The sequence below is a fragment of the Buttiauxella noackiae genome, from assembly GCF_000737905.1.
GTDB lineage: Bacteria > Pseudomonadota > Gammaproteobacteria > Enterobacterales > Enterobacteriaceae > Buttiauxella > Buttiauxella noackiae.
This window is the reverse complement of sequence record NZ_JPRU01000001.1, coordinates 1,025,336-1,042,157: the sequence shown is the minus strand read 5'-3', so window position 1 is coordinate 1,042,157 and position 16,822 is coordinate 1,025,336. Positions and strand designations below refer to the sequence as shown.

General features: G+C 41.5%; 20 protein-coding genes. 12 read left to right on the top strand and 8 right to left on the bottom strand.

The genetic code is table 11. The annotated features are described in order from the left end of the window. Positions 1-19: 19 nt before the first annotated feature. The 3 genes from IX31_RS04730 to pfkB form a co-directional block, all read right to left on the bottom strand. Complete coding sequence (locus IX31_RS04730; protein ID WP_034456012.1) at positions 20-880, bottom strand: fructosamine kinase family protein; 861 nt, start codon at positions 878-880, stop codon at positions 20-22. Between the two features lie 103 nt (positions 881-983). Beyond that, complete coding sequence (gene ghoS, locus IX31_RS04725; protein WP_034456011.1) at positions 984-1,274, bottom strand: type V toxin-antitoxin system endoribonuclease antitoxin GhoS; 291 nt, start codon at positions 1,272-1,274, stop codon at positions 984-986. A gap of 98 nt (positions 1,275-1,372) precedes the next feature. Further along, positions 1,373-2,302 (bottom strand): 6-phosphofructokinase II, encoded by a 930-nt coding sequence (gene pfkB, locus IX31_RS04720; RefSeq protein ID WP_034456010.1) that lies wholly within the window; start codon positions 2,300-2,302, stop codon positions 1,373-1,375. A 372-nt stretch (positions 2,303-2,674) separates the two neighbouring features. On the opposite strand from pfkB, the gene IX31_RS04715 reads away from it, so the two are divergent. The 3 genes from IX31_RS04715 (at position 2,675) to IX31_RS04705 (ending at position 5,992) form a co-directional block, all read left to right on the top strand. Then, a complete protein-coding gene (locus IX31_RS04715) occupies positions 2,675-4,531 on the top strand; it encodes a recombinase family protein (RefSeq protein WP_034456009.1) in 1,857 nt (618 codons plus the stop codon). A gap of 3 nt (positions 4,532-4,534) precedes the next feature. Continuing rightward, the gene (locus IX31_RS04710) at positions 4,535-4,942 is read left to right on the top strand and encodes a hypothetical protein (protein WP_034456007.1); all 408 of its coding nucleotides are present in this window, start codon (positions 4,535-4,537) and stop codon (positions 4,940-4,942) included. Positions 4,943-5,188: 246 nt separating this feature from the next. Then, positions 5,189-5,992: a hypothetical protein gene (locus IX31_RS04705; protein WP_034456005.1), complete on the top strand. Its 804-nt coding sequence runs from the start codon at positions 5,189-5,191 to the stop codon at positions 5,990-5,992. A gap of 48 nt (positions 5,993-6,040) precedes the next feature. Here IX31_RS04705 and IX31_RS04700 read toward each other — a convergent pair whose 3' ends face one another. Together IX31_RS04700 and IX31_RS22035 are read right to left on the bottom strand one after the other, a co-directional pair. After that, positions 6,041-6,670 carry a hypothetical protein gene (locus IX31_RS04700; protein ID WP_034456004.1) on the bottom strand — a complete coding sequence of 210 codons (630 nt, stop codon included), beginning with the start codon at positions 6,668-6,670 and terminating at the stop codon, positions 6,041-6,043. Between the two features lie 153 nt (positions 6,671-6,823). Then, on the bottom strand, positions 6,824-7,711 hold the full coding sequence (locus IX31_RS22035; RefSeq protein ID WP_051880545.1) for a YadA C-terminal domain-containing protein: 888 nt from the start codon (positions 7,709-7,711) through the stop codon (positions 6,824-6,826). A 275-nt stretch (positions 7,712-7,986) separates the two neighbouring features. Here IX31_RS22035 and IX31_RS04690 point away from each other — a divergent pair, with 275 nt between their 5' ends. Both IX31_RS04690 and IX31_RS04685 read left to right on the top strand, forming a co-directional pair. Next, positions 7,987-8,304: a hypothetical protein gene (locus IX31_RS04690; RefSeq protein ID WP_034456003.1), complete on the top strand. Its 318-nt coding sequence runs from the start codon at positions 7,987-7,989 to the stop codon at positions 8,302-8,304. Positions 8,305-9,546: 1,242 nt separating this feature from the next. After that, on the top strand, positions 9,547-9,936 hold the full coding sequence (locus IX31_RS04685) for a hypothetical protein (protein WP_034456001.1): 390 nt from the start codon (positions 9,547-9,549) through the stop codon (positions 9,934-9,936). Between the two features lie 270 nt (positions 9,937-10,206). On the opposite strand, the gene IX31_RS04680 is transcribed toward IX31_RS04685, so the two are convergent. From IX31_RS04680 to IX31_RS04665, 3 genes are all read right to left on the bottom strand, one after another. Beyond that, positions 10,207-10,797, bottom strand: coding sequence for a recombinase family protein (locus tag IX31_RS04680; protein ID WP_051880542.1), 591 nt, complete (start codon positions 10,795-10,797; stop codon positions 10,207-10,209). A 1,099-nt stretch (positions 10,798-11,896) separates the two neighbouring features. After that, a complete protein-coding gene (locus IX31_RS04670) occupies positions 11,897-12,448 on the bottom strand; it encodes a hypothetical protein (RefSeq protein WP_034455999.1) in 552 nt (183 codons plus the stop codon). Further along, a complete protein-coding gene (locus IX31_RS04665; protein WP_034455998.1) occupies positions 12,449-12,763 on the bottom strand; it encodes a response regulator transcription factor in 315 nt (104 codons plus the stop codon). Positions 12,764-13,273: 510 nt separating this feature from the next. Here IX31_RS04665 and IX31_RS04660 point away from each other — a divergent pair. The 7 genes from IX31_RS04660 to IX31_RS04625 all read left to right on the top strand — a co-directional run bounded on the left by IX31_RS04660 (position 13,274) and on the right by IX31_RS04625 (position 16,821). After that, complete coding sequence (locus IX31_RS04660; RefSeq protein ID WP_034455997.1) at positions 13,274-14,116, top strand: hypothetical protein; 843 nt, start codon at positions 13,274-13,276, stop codon at positions 14,114-14,116. Then, positions 14,116-14,421 carry a hypothetical protein gene (locus IX31_RS04655; RefSeq protein WP_034455996.1) on the top strand — a complete coding sequence of 102 codons (306 nt, stop codon included), beginning with the start codon at positions 14,116-14,118 and terminating at the stop codon, positions 14,419-14,421. The genes IX31_RS04660 and IX31_RS04655 overlap by 1 nt, the downstream gene beginning before the upstream one ends. Then, complete coding sequence (locus tag IX31_RS04650) at positions 14,421-14,828, top strand: hypothetical protein (protein ID WP_034455995.1); 408 nt, start codon at positions 14,421-14,423, stop codon at positions 14,826-14,828. Before IX31_RS04655 ends, IX31_RS04650 begins: the two co-directional genes overlap by 1 nt. A gap of 108 nt (positions 14,829-14,936) precedes the next feature. Next, positions 14,937-15,200, top strand: coding sequence for a hypothetical protein (locus IX31_RS04645; protein WP_034455994.1), 264 nt, complete (start codon positions 14,937-14,939; stop codon positions 15,198-15,200). Positions 15,201-15,413: 213 nt separating this feature from the next. Further along, entirely contained in the window at positions 15,414-15,833 is a 420-nt protein-coding gene (locus IX31_RS04635; RefSeq protein WP_034455992.1) for a hypothetical protein, read from the top strand. Positions 15,834-15,835: 2 nt separating this feature from the next. After that, on the top strand, positions 15,836-16,216 hold the full coding sequence (locus tag IX31_RS04630; RefSeq protein WP_034455991.1) for a phage tail assembly chaperone: 381 nt from the start codon (positions 15,836-15,838) through the stop codon (positions 16,214-16,216). Next, positions 16,216-16,821, top strand: coding sequence for a phage tail assembly chaperone (locus IX31_RS04625; RefSeq protein WP_034455990.1), 606 nt, complete (start codon positions 16,216-16,218; stop codon positions 16,819-16,821). Before IX31_RS04630 ends, IX31_RS04625 begins: the two co-directional genes overlap by 1 nt. The last annotated feature ends 1 nt before the right edge of the window (position 16,822 follow it).

Below are 16,822 nucleotides of genomic sequence, written 5' to 3'. Positions count from 1 at the left end.
TTGAGGAGTGGCGAAGTCATTACGCTGCCAGAACCCTATCTAATGCTTTTTCCGCGACCACTAAATGCTGGCCGCCAAAAAGAATCGCCCGGTTAAGTAGGGTGTAGAGTTGATAGATTGGTTGGCGCAGGAGGAAGTCTGTGGGAAGAGGGGAGATCGACTGATAACCGTCATAGATTTGCGGTGGTTGATCGGGATGCAACGGCAACATTGCGAGGTCGCATTCACGATCTCCCCAGTAACACGCCGGGTCGTAAATAAATGGACCATCAGGCCCCATGGCACAATTTCCTGACCACAAATCACCATGCAGCAACGATGGCTGTGGCTGGTGGGAGGCGAGAGTTTGGTGTACAAAATCGACGATAAGATCGATATCGCCAAATTGGATCCCTTTTTCAGCGGCGAGTTCTAACTGCCAGCCAATCCGTTGCTCTGCAAAAAATGTTGACCAGCGTCGTTGCCAGGCATTGGGTTGAGGGGTAGTGGAAAGATCATTATCAAAATCGAGGCCAAATTGCGGTTGCTCGCTCCATTGATGCAATCGCGCCAGTTGTTGCCCCAGCAAAAAGGCGTTATGTGCATCCAGCGGTTTTGATGGCATGTATTCGAGCAGCAAAAAGCTGTAATCGCGATCGCTGCCAACCGCCCAGACTTTTGGTACGCGTACCGTGTTGCTGCGTGAAAGTAACTCAAGCTGATCGGCTTCCGCAGTAAAAATAGGCAACATTTCACGCGCATCGCTTTTGACAAAGATCTCATGACCGGCATAGTGAATTCGCCAGGCTGCATGAATTTCTCCGCCGGGTAATTCCGTGCGTTGTTCAATTTCCGCAGTGCCGAGTTGTTCACTTAACAGACGACTAATAGCTTGCCACATGATGCTTCTCCCCAGGTTTTCTGGTAGATCATTAGCTTATCGCTGTTAACCGGGTCAAACTTCGAACTGACGCACATCCCCGGTCATGATATTTAAAACAAGGTTATTTACTCTGTTGTAGCCAATTTTCCCATGTTGTTACTGACACTTCGGGTTCGATACCTAGCGCTAGCTGACCAAGGCCACGGGATAACTCTTCAACTTCTGTCTGGCTCGATGTGCTTATTAACCCAAATGTATTGATACCTAACTCGTGAATTTTCCCTTCGTCATCTGACATCGTGAGCAAAAAACCGCCGCGTGTCAGTTGGTTATTGAGCTCGTTAAGATCCGTAAGATTGTTCTCCTGGAACTTAAATGTGACAACATAACGCACGATGTCTCCGTTACTCATTATTCACCTCATTGTTATCCCGAAGGTTTTAGCATAGTTGATCTATATGAAATGGCGACTTTTGACGAAACGACAAGCCGCCATTCAGAATGCAGTCGCTAATTACGCAAGTATTCGTAGATTTTTTGTGTATTTTCCAATGAGCACAGACGAGTGCCATGATTTAAGGTTGCGGCACTACCGGCGGCGACACCGAAACGAACCATATCTAATAAAGGTGCCCCTTCCGCCAGTTTCAACGTCATTGCCCCGACCATGCTATCGCCTGCGCCAACCGTACTTTGGCTTTTGACTGGTGGTGGGACAACTTGTACACAACCGCTAGCATCAACACCAAGAGCACCTTGTGGACCAAGAGAAACCACCACGCGTTTCGCTTTGCCACTGTCGACAATCTCTTGTGCAGCCTGGCGCACATCGTTAGGTTGAGTGAGAGAACGGTTTACTAAAGCACTGAGTTCTTTTTGGTTTGGTTTAACCAACTCAATATTGCCGATTTCAAGGGTTGCTTTTAAGGCTTCACCAGAGCTGTCCACGATGCAGCGAATACCTGCTCGTTGAGCGGATTTTACTAGTGCGCACAGTTTAGAAACGTTAATACCTGGTGGGAGGCTACCACTGATAACCAGAATAGCTTCGGGCTCAATAGACAATACTTTTTCTTCAAGAAGACGGAATTCATCATCGGACAGTGCGGCGCCAGGCATCACAAAACGATACTGCTCGTCAGTTGACTCAGCATGAACATGCAAGTTTTGCCGGGTCCAGTCGCGAGCATTAATTGTATCAATAGCGACATGTTCATCTAGCAAGAGGGCGCGCAGGTGTTCCCCGGTCGCGCCACCGGAAGGAAATATGGCTGTTGCCTGGCCTCCTAAGTGCACAATCGCTCGTGCAACGTTAATACCACCACCGCCAGGTTCAAACACTGGAGCGGTGCAGCGGAGTTTTCCTTCCGGGTAAATTTGTGCGGTCAATGTTGCGCTGTCGAGTGAGGGAGCAAGTGTCAATGTGTAAATCCGAGCCATATATCCTCCTTAATTTAGCATTGGGATAAAGCGTAGCACTGTTTTAGCCCAGGGAATGTCAATTAACACAATGATTTATCAAATGATTTGTAAAAAGCAACAGCTCACTATGTTTATGAAAATAAAGATGTTTTAAGAGCACTCTTATTCAAAAAATGAAAGAAGAATTCATTGCTATGTTATTCGGGCTTTTTTATAATTTGTAACCTTTCTTGGCTCATAATTATTTGATCCACAGAAGAGATTCCGGAACCTTGATGGTTTCTTTTTATGTTGTACGGACGATTAAATGAAGATTGCAAGAACTAAAAAACATTTCTCTAGGACAGTACAAAACGGATTTTCAACTTGCTATCGTGAGGGTATGTCCTCATGAAACGTATTTTGAAAATGTCCAAGCTTGCAATTCCATATCGTCGCTATTCCTCTGATATGCAAACGGGTAATAGTTCTCTGGAGCGTCAACAACAGATGATTAACCAATGGTTGGTGTCTGAAGAGGGGAAGGAGTACACAACATCAATTGCCTACACATACCTTGATGAAGGGGTGAGTGGGTATTCTGGCTCTCACATTGAGAAGGGTGACTTTGGTCGATTCCTTGAGGATATGCGCTCAGGTGTATTCAAGCGCTATGACTCGCCAACATTGCTTATAGAGAACGTTGATAGATTTGGTAGGCAGAAGGCGACAAAGACAGTCGGTCTACTGGATGAAATAGTAAATGACTATGGAATCAACATTAGATTTCTGAACAGCACCAAGACCATTACGAGTCCTATTGGTGACACAGAGCTATTGATTTTCGTTGTGGAGTCGATGCGCTCTCATGGTGAGAGTCTACGTAAGTCTGAAATGGTTGGTAAGGCTTGGGATTTAAAGCGAGGTCGAATCCTCTCAGAAGGTAAGACGCTTACTCGTAATGTGCCTTGGTGGGTGAATCCTGCTGACCGATATGATGTTACGAGTGATGAGTTTAAAAGACGACAAGACTTGATAAGGGAAATCTTTAACCTGAAAAAGAAAGGTACGTCTTGTGGGAAGATTGCAACGCTCTTAAATGAACGTGGTGAGATTATACCGACTAACCGCACTCAGAAACCTGAGAAAGAGTATAAACGTTCAAGGGTGCGTGGTAAGTGGGATGGTGCATTGATTTCTCAGACGTTGGCTAACAGGGCTGTGATGGGTTATTTAGCTCCACAGGCTCACACATCTTCAAATAGTACTGTGACAAGAACAACTGACCCTGTTACCGGAAAGATAACCAAAACTTTCAAGCTAAAGGAAGGTAAAACTTTAAGGCCAGAGATTGCTGACTACTTCCCCGAAATTATCAATCACACTTTATTTTCTGCTGTAAGTTTACTGAAAGAAGACCAGGCAGGACGTAAGCGCTCTTCTGGCTTGCCTAACTCAGTCATGCTATTCAAGAAGCTTATGTACTGCTCAGGGTGCGGATTACCTTTATCTGTTTACGGTTCACGTGAGAGTTACCCTGGTGTTTATCAGTGCTCAGGGACAAGGTTTAAAGCATGTGATGAGATTTCCATATCCCGCAGAGATGTAGATTCAGCATTACTTAATCATCTCTTGCCAAATCTATCAAAGCTAAACGTTAACGATTCCTTAGCTGAACAGATTGCAAAGCTTGAAAATCATCGTGACAGATTAGTCAGTGAAGCAGTGAACATTTACGACATAGTAAAAGTTGCTGGTATGAATCCACAGACAGCACAGATGATTGCAGAGAATACCAAGGCTCAGGCAGATGCTAATACACAGATTGATGCTCTCACTACAAAACGTAATGCATCAGAGTACGAGTCTTTGAGTCATCTTAATCTTGAGTTGTATGAAGACAGAGTAGAAGCACAGATTATTATCAAGCGCATGATAAAGAAAATTATCATTGATACTGACACGCGCAAGATGAATATTACTTTGGTTAACGGTTCAGAGATGCATGGTTTTGAAGTTGATAGCAAGATTAATCAGAGGGCAGGGCTAAATAGTGCTCTTAACCCTTCTGAGGTTGATAAAGAAATCAATGAGACTTTCGGTGTGCATAAGGTGATTCATCATGTAGCTCTTCGAGGTGCATCTGAAGAGCCTGAGCCTCATGAGCCACCTGAGTATGATGACAAGGGTAATCGGTTGAGAGATATTCAGTGGAGAAATGAAGATAACAGTGAGCCTGAGTGCAATCCTGCTGATGAGGAAGAATAAATTATGAAAAGTGTTTTAGCGGGTTTATTAATGCTTGCTTCATGTTCTGCTTCTGCAATTGGTATATCTGCTGAAGAGTACCAAAAAATGATTGATATGACGCAGTGTGCCTTTATTGCAAACTCTATGAAGTCTGGAGCTATACCAGTAGAAACTGTTGATAAAGCCTTTTTGCAGTCAGTGGAGTTATACAAGAAAAATACTGGACTGATGAGGGGGTTTGATTACAACCCTGCACCTGAACAATTAGCAATAGATTTTGCCGTACACTATCAACAGAACACTTCAGACCTTTACGATGAAATGTTTCAGGCTCTCAAGGCTCAGGGTTTACCTCTGGCACCTGAATCATGGTTTAAAATCTCTGCTCAATATTGGTTATCAAAAGGTTGTCAGTCAATTGTAGGTTAAAGCTATACACTGCACAGACTTCATAATAGGGTGTCTGTGTAGTGTCCATGTCCGAAATTTCTGACATAGGGGATTAATTGCTTGTAGCGAGTTTTATCTCGCCACTTTAAGCAGACAAGAATTTATGTGGGTTGTATCATTCTCTTTGCATACCGCCAAGTAACACATGAATATTAAATAATGCATCAATGCAAAGCTGTACCGCTAAAGAATTTGCAGATGCAATAACTGAGATGATAGCAAGAGATGAAATTATTCTACGTAGTGCCTGATGGTAAGTGCAAGACTGTGCTTGATGTGGCTAACTCATCTGGCAATGAAAGTGCAAGCCCTGAGTTGTTTAATTTTATTGCTGGGTTGGTTGGTGTTACAACGTCAATTAAGGAGCTGGCTAACTGCCATTTAATTGGTGATTCTGTAAGTTACTCTTTTGATGAGGCTGGTAACCTGACCGTAACCGACTCTGATAGTGAAGTGGTTGAGAAGGGCTTTAGGTTAAAACTGGAGAATCAATTCAAAGATGAGCTTGCTGGCGTCAATCTTGAAGTGTTGATTTCTGGTTTGCTGGAGCTTGGCAAGGTTAAAGCTGGTTATGCTGGTGATATCCTTAAGGCTGCTGCACCTGATGTTTATAAAGTGATTGTTGGTAACATCGTCACTAAAGCATCGGTAGTTAAAGAAGCAAAAGCTAAAGGTGATAGAAGTGATTCCTGTGTAGTTGCTCAGTCATCTGAAGAGATAAAGAGTCTGGTAGACTATCTCAATAAGTGCATTGATGATAAGAAGCTTCCATTGTGGAAAGATGTTTCTGAGGGAATGGATGCTGAACAGAGAAGGGCTGTTAGGACTACTTACATAGCCATTGCAGGTGAGTCTTTCCCTTTGCAAACAGCCAAGATAAGGTATCTTGAAGATGGCAGGCTTGATGAGTATTTCCTGAAGCTGAAGCAGAACCTGACCAGAGTTAAGAATGGCTTTGCAAGTAAGCTTGCTGAAGCTGTTGCTAAGAATCCTCAGTGTAAGATTGTTGATTTCAATTTTAACCACTGATGTTGTATGAGGGGTTACTGCAAAGGTGACCCCCCTTGATTGTATGTGTTAGTGCTTACCTATCACTTGCTCCAGCTTTTTAATATCACTAGCTACAAGTTCCATTGCTTCACCGCAAATCTGATAAAGAGCCATTGAGCCGTTATCTAGTTCTTTGAAGGTGTCTGGTTTGGGTTTGCTACGTGATGGAAGGGAGGATTCTTCTATACACCTGTCCCATACCTTGGCTAATCCCTTCAGGCCAGAGCCAATTGTAATAACCTGAAGGGTTAAATCCCCGCCAGGTATGTCGAATGGGTTGATTCTATCAAATAACTCGCCAAGGTCTTTCAGTTCATCTGATGAGGCAATAGCATAATCTTCCTCGCTTCCACGGCTTATAACATTTCTTGTATATCCGGTTTCGTTGTATGCGCACACCATTAACCATTTAATTGATTTAAGCTTTGTCAGGTCTGCCTCAGCAGCCTTTTGTCTTTCAAGAGCTTTTTCATGTTGCATTTGTTTCATTGCATATCGAGATGCATACGCTATTGCACCGATGCTCCCCAGTGCCTGAATCCATGCGGGGAATAACTGTGTATATGTCTCTTTATCGTGATAATCGACCAGTGTTAATGCGTAAATAACAAAATCCAGAAATACAGCCACTAAAGCCCATTTAATAAAGCGTTTCATTCGTTGTCTTGGGGGGGGGTGATTTAGAAAGTGGGTAAATCTACTACGTGGAATTTGACTTATCTAGAAAAACCTTTTTTCTTGTGTGTGATTGCAAAGCAGAAATGAAAAAGGACTCCCGAAAGAGTCCCTGTTATAAAGCTTACTCTCTTATTACCAGCCTACGGATACACCAGCACCGTAGCCAAAGTTGTTATCTGTATCGTCTGATACCGTCATCTTAACAATGGTTCTTTCACCAGCATGGAACGATGCACCCACGGCTAAGGCCGCTTCGGAATCATAACCACCAACACCAGCACCCACTGCAAATTGCTGTGAATCGGTCACCTGTGGAATGTTGCTCATTGCAAACGCTGAAGAGATACCCGCAGAAGCTTTCTTATCATTGTCACTGATACGCTTATCCTGAGCTTTCTGATGTGACTCAACTGAATCAAGACGCTGTGTATTGGCTGCTGTAGCTCTGTTATTCAGTTCTGCATGTTGAATAACGGTTGTGGTGATACCTGCCACACCATCTTTACCTGCCAGGCCGTCTTTACCATCTTTACCGTTGACACCATCCTTACCTGCTACACCATCTTTAGGGCGAGATGCATCATACAGTGCTGACAGTTGGCGCTGTGTCTTCTCACTGTTCTGTAGAGCGGCTGTCTTAGCAGCACCTTCTGCACCGTGATACTTCATCTCTGTCAGTTGACGTTCAGCATCCTGAGCAGATGAGTTGTACTTGGTAGCTGTCAGATTAGCCTGTGCTTCCTGAGCAGATGCATTGTACTTAGCAGAGGTTAACTCTTGCTGGTTACCCTGAGCTACAGAGCCATACTTCATATCAGTCAAAAGACGTTGTGCAGCTTGTGGAGCATTGCTGTACTTGGTAGCGGTTAACTCACGCTGTGCATCCTGAACGGAGGAATTGTACTTTGCATTGGTCAGATTAGCCTGTGCAGACAGCATATCAACCTTACTTCTGTTCGCTGCATGGGCTGAGGTAGTGGCAATAACAACAAGTGCTGCAATAGTAGTGAGCTTCAACATGATAATTTACGTTTCCAATTTAAGAATAAATGGTTTCTGTGATTCAGGTCTTTGTCTACTCAGAAGGTACTGAGTTTGGCCTGTTTTAGATAATCCGTATCTGTAATCACAGCATTATGTTTCCAATAGAAACGGATTAGACCATTTTCAGGTTCTGTATATCAACGTAAAAATACCTTGTTTCAGGTAAGGGTTTGAAATGTCACTTAAAATAGTTGTTTCTCATCTCTCTTGATTTGGATTCTTGCTTATACTTCTGGTTGGGGGTATGACAGATGAATGAATTTGCTAAAGTTTTTAATGAGATGGGTATTGAGAGGGCTTTACTGACATCCCTAACGGGCATGAGCAGGAGTGTTGTACATAAGTACATAGAAGGGGATGTGTCTGTGCCAGCCTCTGCTATGGCGCTAATCAGGGCGTTACAGCTTATGCAGAAGCGTTCTCCAGAACTGTTTAAAGAGTTTCTGATATTGCAGGAATTTAACGTGGCACCTGAGCACTACATTGATAACCCTGAACTACACAAGGTGTTTGAGAACTCCATTGAGAAGGCTGCACCATCTGTGAAGAAGTACCTCGGGAAGAGTTGATTGATTTTTGAGCTTAAAATGTGATTAGGTATAGATGTATTTTTTTTAGTGTATCTGTACATTTACTCTAATCCGATAACCAAAGACAAGAGAATAAACCCTTTAGAGTCTGATTAACCGAACCGTACAAAACTATAAGTTTCTGGTCACAGTTAAAACATTGTTGGTTGCTTGCGCTTATACCAACAGTCGTTCGCTCGCTCACTCCACTCACTGTTAAACAGTTCTCTTTACATATCTGAACAATCTCACTAATCATTTCAAAAGAAATAATGAGCGCAAGCGAAAGAAAAGATTTTAAAGGTGATTAGTAACGCTGTTCAGTTACCTTAAAGTCTTCTTTGCAGTATCGGTAAACCCTTGTCCTTGCTTGCGCTTATCAGGACTTAATAGAACTGTTAAAAGACACTGTACAGTATATGACAAAGTTCCTGAGTTCCCAACAGGTTAACCACTCAACTTTGAGAGTAGAAATCACATTTATTTTCCCTTGCAGTGCGCAAGCCTTCGGTACATCGCAAGGGCTATAACTCACCCAATTACGAGCCTGCAAAGAGCCTGGTTGTTCAGCCCTTAATTCCAAGTTATCACTGATTTACAGTCTGTCAACTGTTTATTTATACAGTGGTAATTATCAGTGGTTTCAGGGTGGTGGTTGAGGGTGTGTCTGATGATGGGTTATATGTTAAGTGATTGATTTTACAGTGAATTGTGGTAAGTGGTTGTGGTGGGTGATGGTGTAGCTTTTACCGTGGGGCTAATCACCGTTAACTCGTCATGTCAATAAAAATGTTAACATTCAAATAGTTACACCAAAAAGACCCTCTGTAAAGCCCCTGAAAACAACGTGTTACAGGTGTGTTGCACTCATCGCTCATCATTTGACCTGCCAGTAAAATGACCAGTATCATGCATGGAAAGGTTTGATGTGACTAATAGATCGCATGGAACCACTGTAAAACGCGCTGTAAGCGATTCCGAGGGGTTTTAGTGCAAGGTGGTATGATTCATCGCCTTGTTAAAAATAACCTCACAGAGAGGCTCCTGTGCAGTATTTCTTGGCGTGTATGATGTGTGGTGGCTGCTTGACGGTGAAGAATCGAGTTGGGATAGGCGTAAGCACCAACGATGTTTTTAACTGTGACCAATAAACTGTACGGGTTAGCTGTAAAACGCTCTGTGTGCGATTCTGAGGGGTTTTACTGTAATGTGGTATGATTCGTCATCTTTAAGGTTGTGGTGTTGTGTGGTGCATCCTGCGCGGTAATTGTAGGGTTAAAAGAACTTGCCAGTAAGATTGAGCAAAGCCTCAAGGATGAGGCTTCATCATCTGACAAGTTGAAATGGCAAAGGGGCTTGCTCTATGCAGAGGCAAGGGCGATGTTTAAATCTGATAAGTTGTTTGGAGAGTGGCTTGAGCAGTTGAGGGTTGTCGCGCGCGACATACCACATGATAAGCAAAATATGCGCTCAAGATTAATAATGGCAGTTACACATCTCTCTGAGCAAGGCTTCTTAGAACTTGGTTACAGTAAAGTTGCAGAGTTAATGGATAAGAGTATGTGGAAAGACCACTCAGCAGATATGGAAGGGGTGGGCACAAGCGCCAGTAACTGTGCAGATGCGCTCTAAAACGCTCTGTATGCGATTCTGAGGGGTTTTACTGTAAAGCGGTATGATTCATCATCTTTTGTAAAATAACCTCACAGAGAGCTTCCTGTGTGGTATTCTTTAATCTGTGGGGTGTGCAGTAATCATTTAACGGTGAGGAGTTGAGCTGGGGTAAGCGCAAGCACTAACGATGTTTTAAATTGTGGCGGGTAAACTATACAGATACACTGTAAAACGCTCTGTATGCGATTCTGAGAGGTTTTACTGTAAAGTGGTATGATTCATCGTCTTCTATAAGATAGTCTCACAGAGAGGCTTCTGTGCAGCATTCTTTAATCTATACGCTGTTGCTCTACTAATGCCTGTAACCTTTATCACCTCCGCAAGGCTGACACCATCACATATCATCTTCTTAGCCTGCACAGTCTCTTTAGTAACCTTACGACCAAGAGTTACATTGTTATCTTTAAGTCTGTTCAGTGCTGCCTTTGTACGCTCTGAAATAATATCCCTTTCCAGTTGAGCAAATGCCATCATCTGAGTTGCAAGCAGATAACCTTGCGAGGTGGTAGTGTCCAAGCGTTCCCGAAGGGTTACCAGTGCTACACCTTTACTGCTCAGTAACTCTATAAGATTAAGGAAGTCTATAGTTTTACGAGATACACGGTCAAAGGCTACCGCTACAATAGTATCACCCTTTTTCATTGTCTTCAGAATACGGTTAAAGCCACTGCGTTTAGTGGGGTGCACAGTACCACTTACACCTTCATCAGTAATAACAATGGTCACACCACCCCTTTCAGCAAGAACGGCTTCAATCTGGTTGTCAACAGACTGACCCTTGTCATCCGTAGAGATTCTCGCATAAAGGTAAGTGGTCATTGTTTATCATCTCAATAATAAGCGTGTGCAGACATTGTAAGGTGTCTCATAATGATATGTACAGTGAATCTTTACATTACAAACGACCCTTTATGAGATTTACAATGTGATAGGTGTGTTAACGGTGGGGTTTAACGGTAATGCTACATAGTCACACTGTAAAGGTCATGCATAGTCAATGCGCTACAGTGAAAATAGATAGTGTATGTTGATAGATTGACTGTGCAGAGGTTGTATACTGTGAGGACAATGAAGAGGTTTCTATTGATATGATGTGCAGATTGCTGTAAAGTGTTGATTTTACGGAGATATTTCAGATTTCTGTAGAGTGTGCTGTATAGTGCTCTGATGCTGTTAAGTACTCATACATGTATTTCTCAGAAAACACCCCGAACAATGCCTCTTAGATATTTTCTTTAAAATCATAATGTTACATGCAAATTTATGCATTCCCCGTAATAAAAATTTTAAAATTCCCGGTAAACTCTGGTTGCAAAGCGATTGTCTTCTGTAAAACTCCAGACACACAAGCACTGTTTAGACTGACTGAAATAGATATTGTCACTATTAGCTGGCATCTTTCTGTTCATTGCAAGTGCATTAAGCAATGTTGGTTGATTCAGTTTAACTGTGCAGTGTAAGTTAATGTTGAATCCACCATCTATAGTTGCATGTTTGCGCTTACTTTTATAATGAACATGTACAGGGGGTTTTAATCTTCTGCCTTGACGTGTCGAGTAAGTCCTGTTGTAGCTGATGATGTTAATCATTATTGTTCCTTATGCTGAAGAGTATCTAATCACCCTTAAAATCTTCTTTCGCTTGCGCTCACTTATTTCTTTGAAATGATTAGTGGATATTCTTCAGATAATAAAGAGAACTGTTTAACGGTGGATGGAGCGAATGAGTGAGCGACTGTTGGTATAAGCGCAAGCACCAACGATGTTTTCTATGTGACAGTAACTTATAGTTTTTGTACGGTTCCATTAATCAGACTTTAAAGGGTTTATTCTTTTGTCTTTGGTTATCGGATTGGAGCAACTGTACAGATACACTAAAAAGAATCCTTCCTATACTAATCACATTTTCCGTTCAAAAATTAATCAATACCTAAATCAAAGCAGAAATCATCCTCAGTCACATCTGTAAGAATGAAATCATGACTACCCCACGCAGTAGCGACACTCTCACATTTATTAATGAGCTTTCTTGCATGTGGAACTGAGATTAAAGGTAACTCTCGTAATGCTCGTTTTACATTAAGCCAGTTCGACAACTCTTCGGGATTGAATTTTTTAAATGTCTTCAGGAGCATGAATATCATATTAATGCCGAATCTTGTTCCATCACCGTCAACAAGAGGTGCTCTTACGATTCCAGTAAAGATGTCCTGTTGCTTGGTTGGCATTCCAGAAAAGGAACCGTAGACATTGAATGTATTATAAAGTGTATTCATTTTAGTTTTCCCTCTTGCCATTACACAGGTAGCTTTATGAGGGGCAATATCTAAGAGTACCTTATTTACTGATTCCTCAAGCTCCGCTGGTAATGGTGGCTTTTGTTTGTACTTAACATCGGGGTTGCAGTACCCATTATCACGATTGTTTGTATTTGATGTTTTAAGATATTCTCTAAATTCTTTGCCTGTCATTCATAGCGCGGCTGCCTCAGTAGTTTTAAATTGCTTAAAGTAAATTTGAATACTTCTCTCTGTTCTGTTTGTAATCACCGCAACCTCTTTAACAGTCAGCCCCTCATCATATAAGAGTCGAGCCTTCTCTCTGGTAGAAAGAAAATGTACTGCATCAGATTTAATGTCACGGCGATAACGGTTCAGATAATCCTGAACATTTTGCCTTGTACAGTTTGGGAAGTAAGTTCTTTGAAGGGGTGTTGCAGTCAGTGGCTCATTATTCTTGATACACTGTTTGATAACTTCTTTGAATTTAGCCTTTCCGATTTTCATTCATAATTTATACCTTGTGTGTTTTTAAGTTCATATCTTATGGTAACACTAATGCGAAATCTGTAAAGTATTTTCTTTACAAATCTTGACAATTCACACCTTGCTCTATAGACAAACTCTGTAATAAGCGTAAACTATGTATATCAACAAAGAATAGAGCGTTGTCATTTCCTTAGTATTTCCTACCAAGAGTCTTAATGCCTAAAGGCTCTTTATAGGTAACCCTGCGTTATCTGACTCCATGTTGTAAAAAAGCCCTGTCACTATGCATGAATCATTTTGACAGGCATCACCTTAAAGCGTATTCAACAGAGTGTTCTTTAAGGTGGTGAAATCTCACCGCTAAAGTGTAGAAGCTTGTATTGTAATTCCTTCCTGTAGTGACTTTTAAAATCAAACTCTCCCATACCATGCACAGTTAACTCTGTCAGGGGTGGGAGTTTTTTCATGAGTGTTATTCGTTAAAACCTAATCAATAATATTCCAAACTAATTAATAGAGAACAAAATAATGTCAGATAAAGAAATTGATAGCTATGTGCAGGGTACAGACCACCGCAACATTTCAGCAAGAGAAGCGCATACAGTGCAGATTGCACCAGAGATTACAAATAATGGCCTTGGCTCAAACACTGAATACAGCCCAGCTTCTGGTGCTAACGTACTGTTAGATAATGGTCGAATGATGAATGTTGAGATGCCTGATACCTCAAGTATTGATGCTCTCGCTGAGTTTCGTAAGCAAGAAACACTTGCAGGTGCAATGCGTGATAGAGGGCTTTACCTGCGCACACTTACACCGACTGAGGCGCGTATTGAAGTTGAACGAGAATACATTCCTGAGTTAAAGCGTCTTTACGGTTATGTATACGATGCAAAGAGTGCTCTTGACGAATATCAAGATGATGAAGCTAACTTTATCACTAAAGCTGTAATTCAAGATGTTTATGTAATGATGACCTCACCTGAATACAAAAAGATTCATTGTCATGGGCCTCTTCACTATAACAATACAATTCTAAAAGACTCTGACTTGATGCAGAACTGGTATGAAATTAAGCGCTCATCTGTAGCGGCATTACCAGGGGCGGCCTCTTATGACATTTGGTATTTACCACGTGGTGTTGTGCAAAAAGACCTGGAGGTTGATTCAGCAGAAAGAGCGAAAGCTGCATACATTTCAGGTAGACCGGCCTTGGTAAGGACATTCAATAGAGCATATGAAATTGCTGATGCTAAGAAAAAAGAGTTCCAGAAGGCTCTGGCTGAAATTCCTACCTCTGAAGGTGTCATTGGATTATTTAAACAGTGTACCGCTATGAAGAATGAAATTGAGAAGAGTGGGGCTAAATAATGTTTGTTAAATTATCAAAACCAGAAACCCAATACTATGAAGCATTACGAGACAGGTTAAGACAGTTACCAGATTATGTAGCTGATGATATTAATGAGACTCGTACTTTGTGGTGCACTGACAATCATTATAACTATGTCAAGTTGCTTGCTCTCCGTGTCCAGTGTCCAGACCTAAACCGTGTACGCATTATTGAAGAGGCATTTGCATCTGTTGAGACTGTAGAAGCATTGCTTGCTGACCGGAATAAAGATGGCCTTGAAGATGTGGTAGACAGTATTTTGCTTAGAGGTCTGCATGGTTAATGATGATGAAATTTCAACTACCACGATTTGACGACGATGATTATCAGGATGATAGAGAGTTTCCTTTTGTCATCTATGAATCACCATCAATGACGGGTGTAACAAGAGTCGTCACTTTGCTTAATGCTGATGGTAAGCATCTGAACTTAACAGCGGGGTGTCTTGTTGATGCTGACTGCATCCCTGTTACAGGTGACTTGTCTCGTACCTGTGGTATCTCCCTCTGTGAGGTGTCACCTGTAACAGGGCTAACTACAGAGGGTGATTTTTACGGTGTATACATAAGACCAACTGCATCTCATCACGTGTATCTCGATAAGTCTTACTTCACATCAAGACAAAGAGAAGCACTTGAGTTAATCGGTTTCGAATTTAAAGAGGTTTATAACAATGCAAAGTATGAGTGAATACTATGACTGGCGCTACATCAATAAACGCCAGAATGAAAAAGAGAGCGAAAACGAATCTATGGGTGCTAACGGTTTGCCTAAAGATTAAATTTAAAGGTGGGTTTAATGAGTAAAATGATAACAGCCCACTACACAATCCCCAGTGTCACAGAATACTGTCAATCAGACATTCTGGATGAGGTTTATAGAATGTACAAAGATAAAGCAGATGTCTCGAAATCACCTGTAACAGTTGTTCTTCCTGATAAAGTAATTGGCATCCTGAAAGAGATGGGTGCAGAGATTAAGAAAGATAACGGTGTTGTATTTGCAAATCCTCTAACAGTTGCAATATGCAATCTGGTAAGCGGCAAGACAAGGATGTATTAATAATGAGTTTGTATGACCTGATTCTAATTCTGCATAGTAAGTGGACACTACCTTTTATCCTGATATTAGTAAATGTAGGTTTGATAGCAGTGATACTTTCTACATTATTGCTATACATGGTGGTGTGCACATCACTAATTAAAAAGCTGATTATACAATCAGGTGAATTATTCAGAACTTCCAAAGAGGTTATTACCCAAAGGAGAAAGTTTAATGTCGAAATCTAATAATGCTAAAAAGAGTAATGCAGGTAGACCATCAAAGGCTGCTCTTGCTTTACGTGCTGCACAGCAGGAAGCACAGGCACAGGTAGACCGGCATATGAAGCTTCAACTTGCTATCCGTGATGGTGATGAGAAAGCTTTAAAGGAGTTTGGTATTCCTTTATGTGACATCACAACAAAGATGAAGATTAAAGCTTCAGAAACTATTCATGCATTTGCTACACAGTCGGTGCAGGAATTAAAAACAGTTCAACAGCCCGATGTTCAGAAGTATGTCTCTGAGAAAAGAGCAACCTTTCAAACATGGGTTTCTGAGAAGTACAAGAATAGCCCTACGGCTAAAATAGTTTATGGCGTTCCTGTTGACGACAATGGCAACCCAATCAATCAAAACAATGAAGGTAATTAATAATGTCTACTAATATTCTGAAACGTCAACGTAGTAAAAACATCAACGGTAAAGAAGTGAAGATTATCGCACTTGGTGCACTGGATGGTCTGACAATGGCACGAAAACTGGCAACATGCTTTATTCCATGCTTCAAGTCTCTTTCCTCATCTGAAAGCTTCGATTTCATGGGAATGCTTGAGCTTGCCACTGATAAACTTGGTGAGATTGAAGTGAATAAGATTGCCACACAGCTATTTGCGGGTGCTACAGTCGATGACTTCCCTTTAAATGTCGATGATTACTTTGCAGCAAACTATGGCGAATTTGTAGATTTCATGGTGTTTGCGATTAAAGAGAACTTTGGCTCATTCTTCAAAGCTGAGATTGCAAAAGGTGTTTAATGTCACTCAAAGCATTCCCAACTTCACAAGGGGAATTGCTGGTAAAGGTTCTGAATGCAAGAGAGGGGTTAACATTAGCGTTTAAGCTACTGCAACACTCTCTGGCAGTATCCAGTATTACCCCTGATGAAATAACAGCCTTACTCTTCAGTCTCCCCGATAGCCTCCGCAACAAACTAATCAATACACTCTTCTCTGATGCTCAACTGAATAATAAGCCATTAGATATTGACGATGACTTTTCAGATTATAACTTTCTGATTGAATGTCTGACGTTGGTGTTTAAAGAAAACTTTGGTGTGTTCTTATCATTCGTTGTTAAGCCATTCGTTAAACCTGATTTTGTCTATGATGCAGAAATACACAGTTTATGTGCTGCTGATACAACTAAAGCCAAAATAGATTCTATGGCTGAGATTGACGATGTTACAGCAACTATCCAATCAGTTTATTTCTCAGAGTTACACCATGAAACATGGGAATCACTAACAAATATGAGTCTTGGTGACTTCTGGTTATTAAAGGTTGGTATTGAGATTAGGGAAAGCGCAAAGGCAGAGACTGAGCATAAACAGTGGCGTGTAAGAAAGTCACAAAGGAAATAGA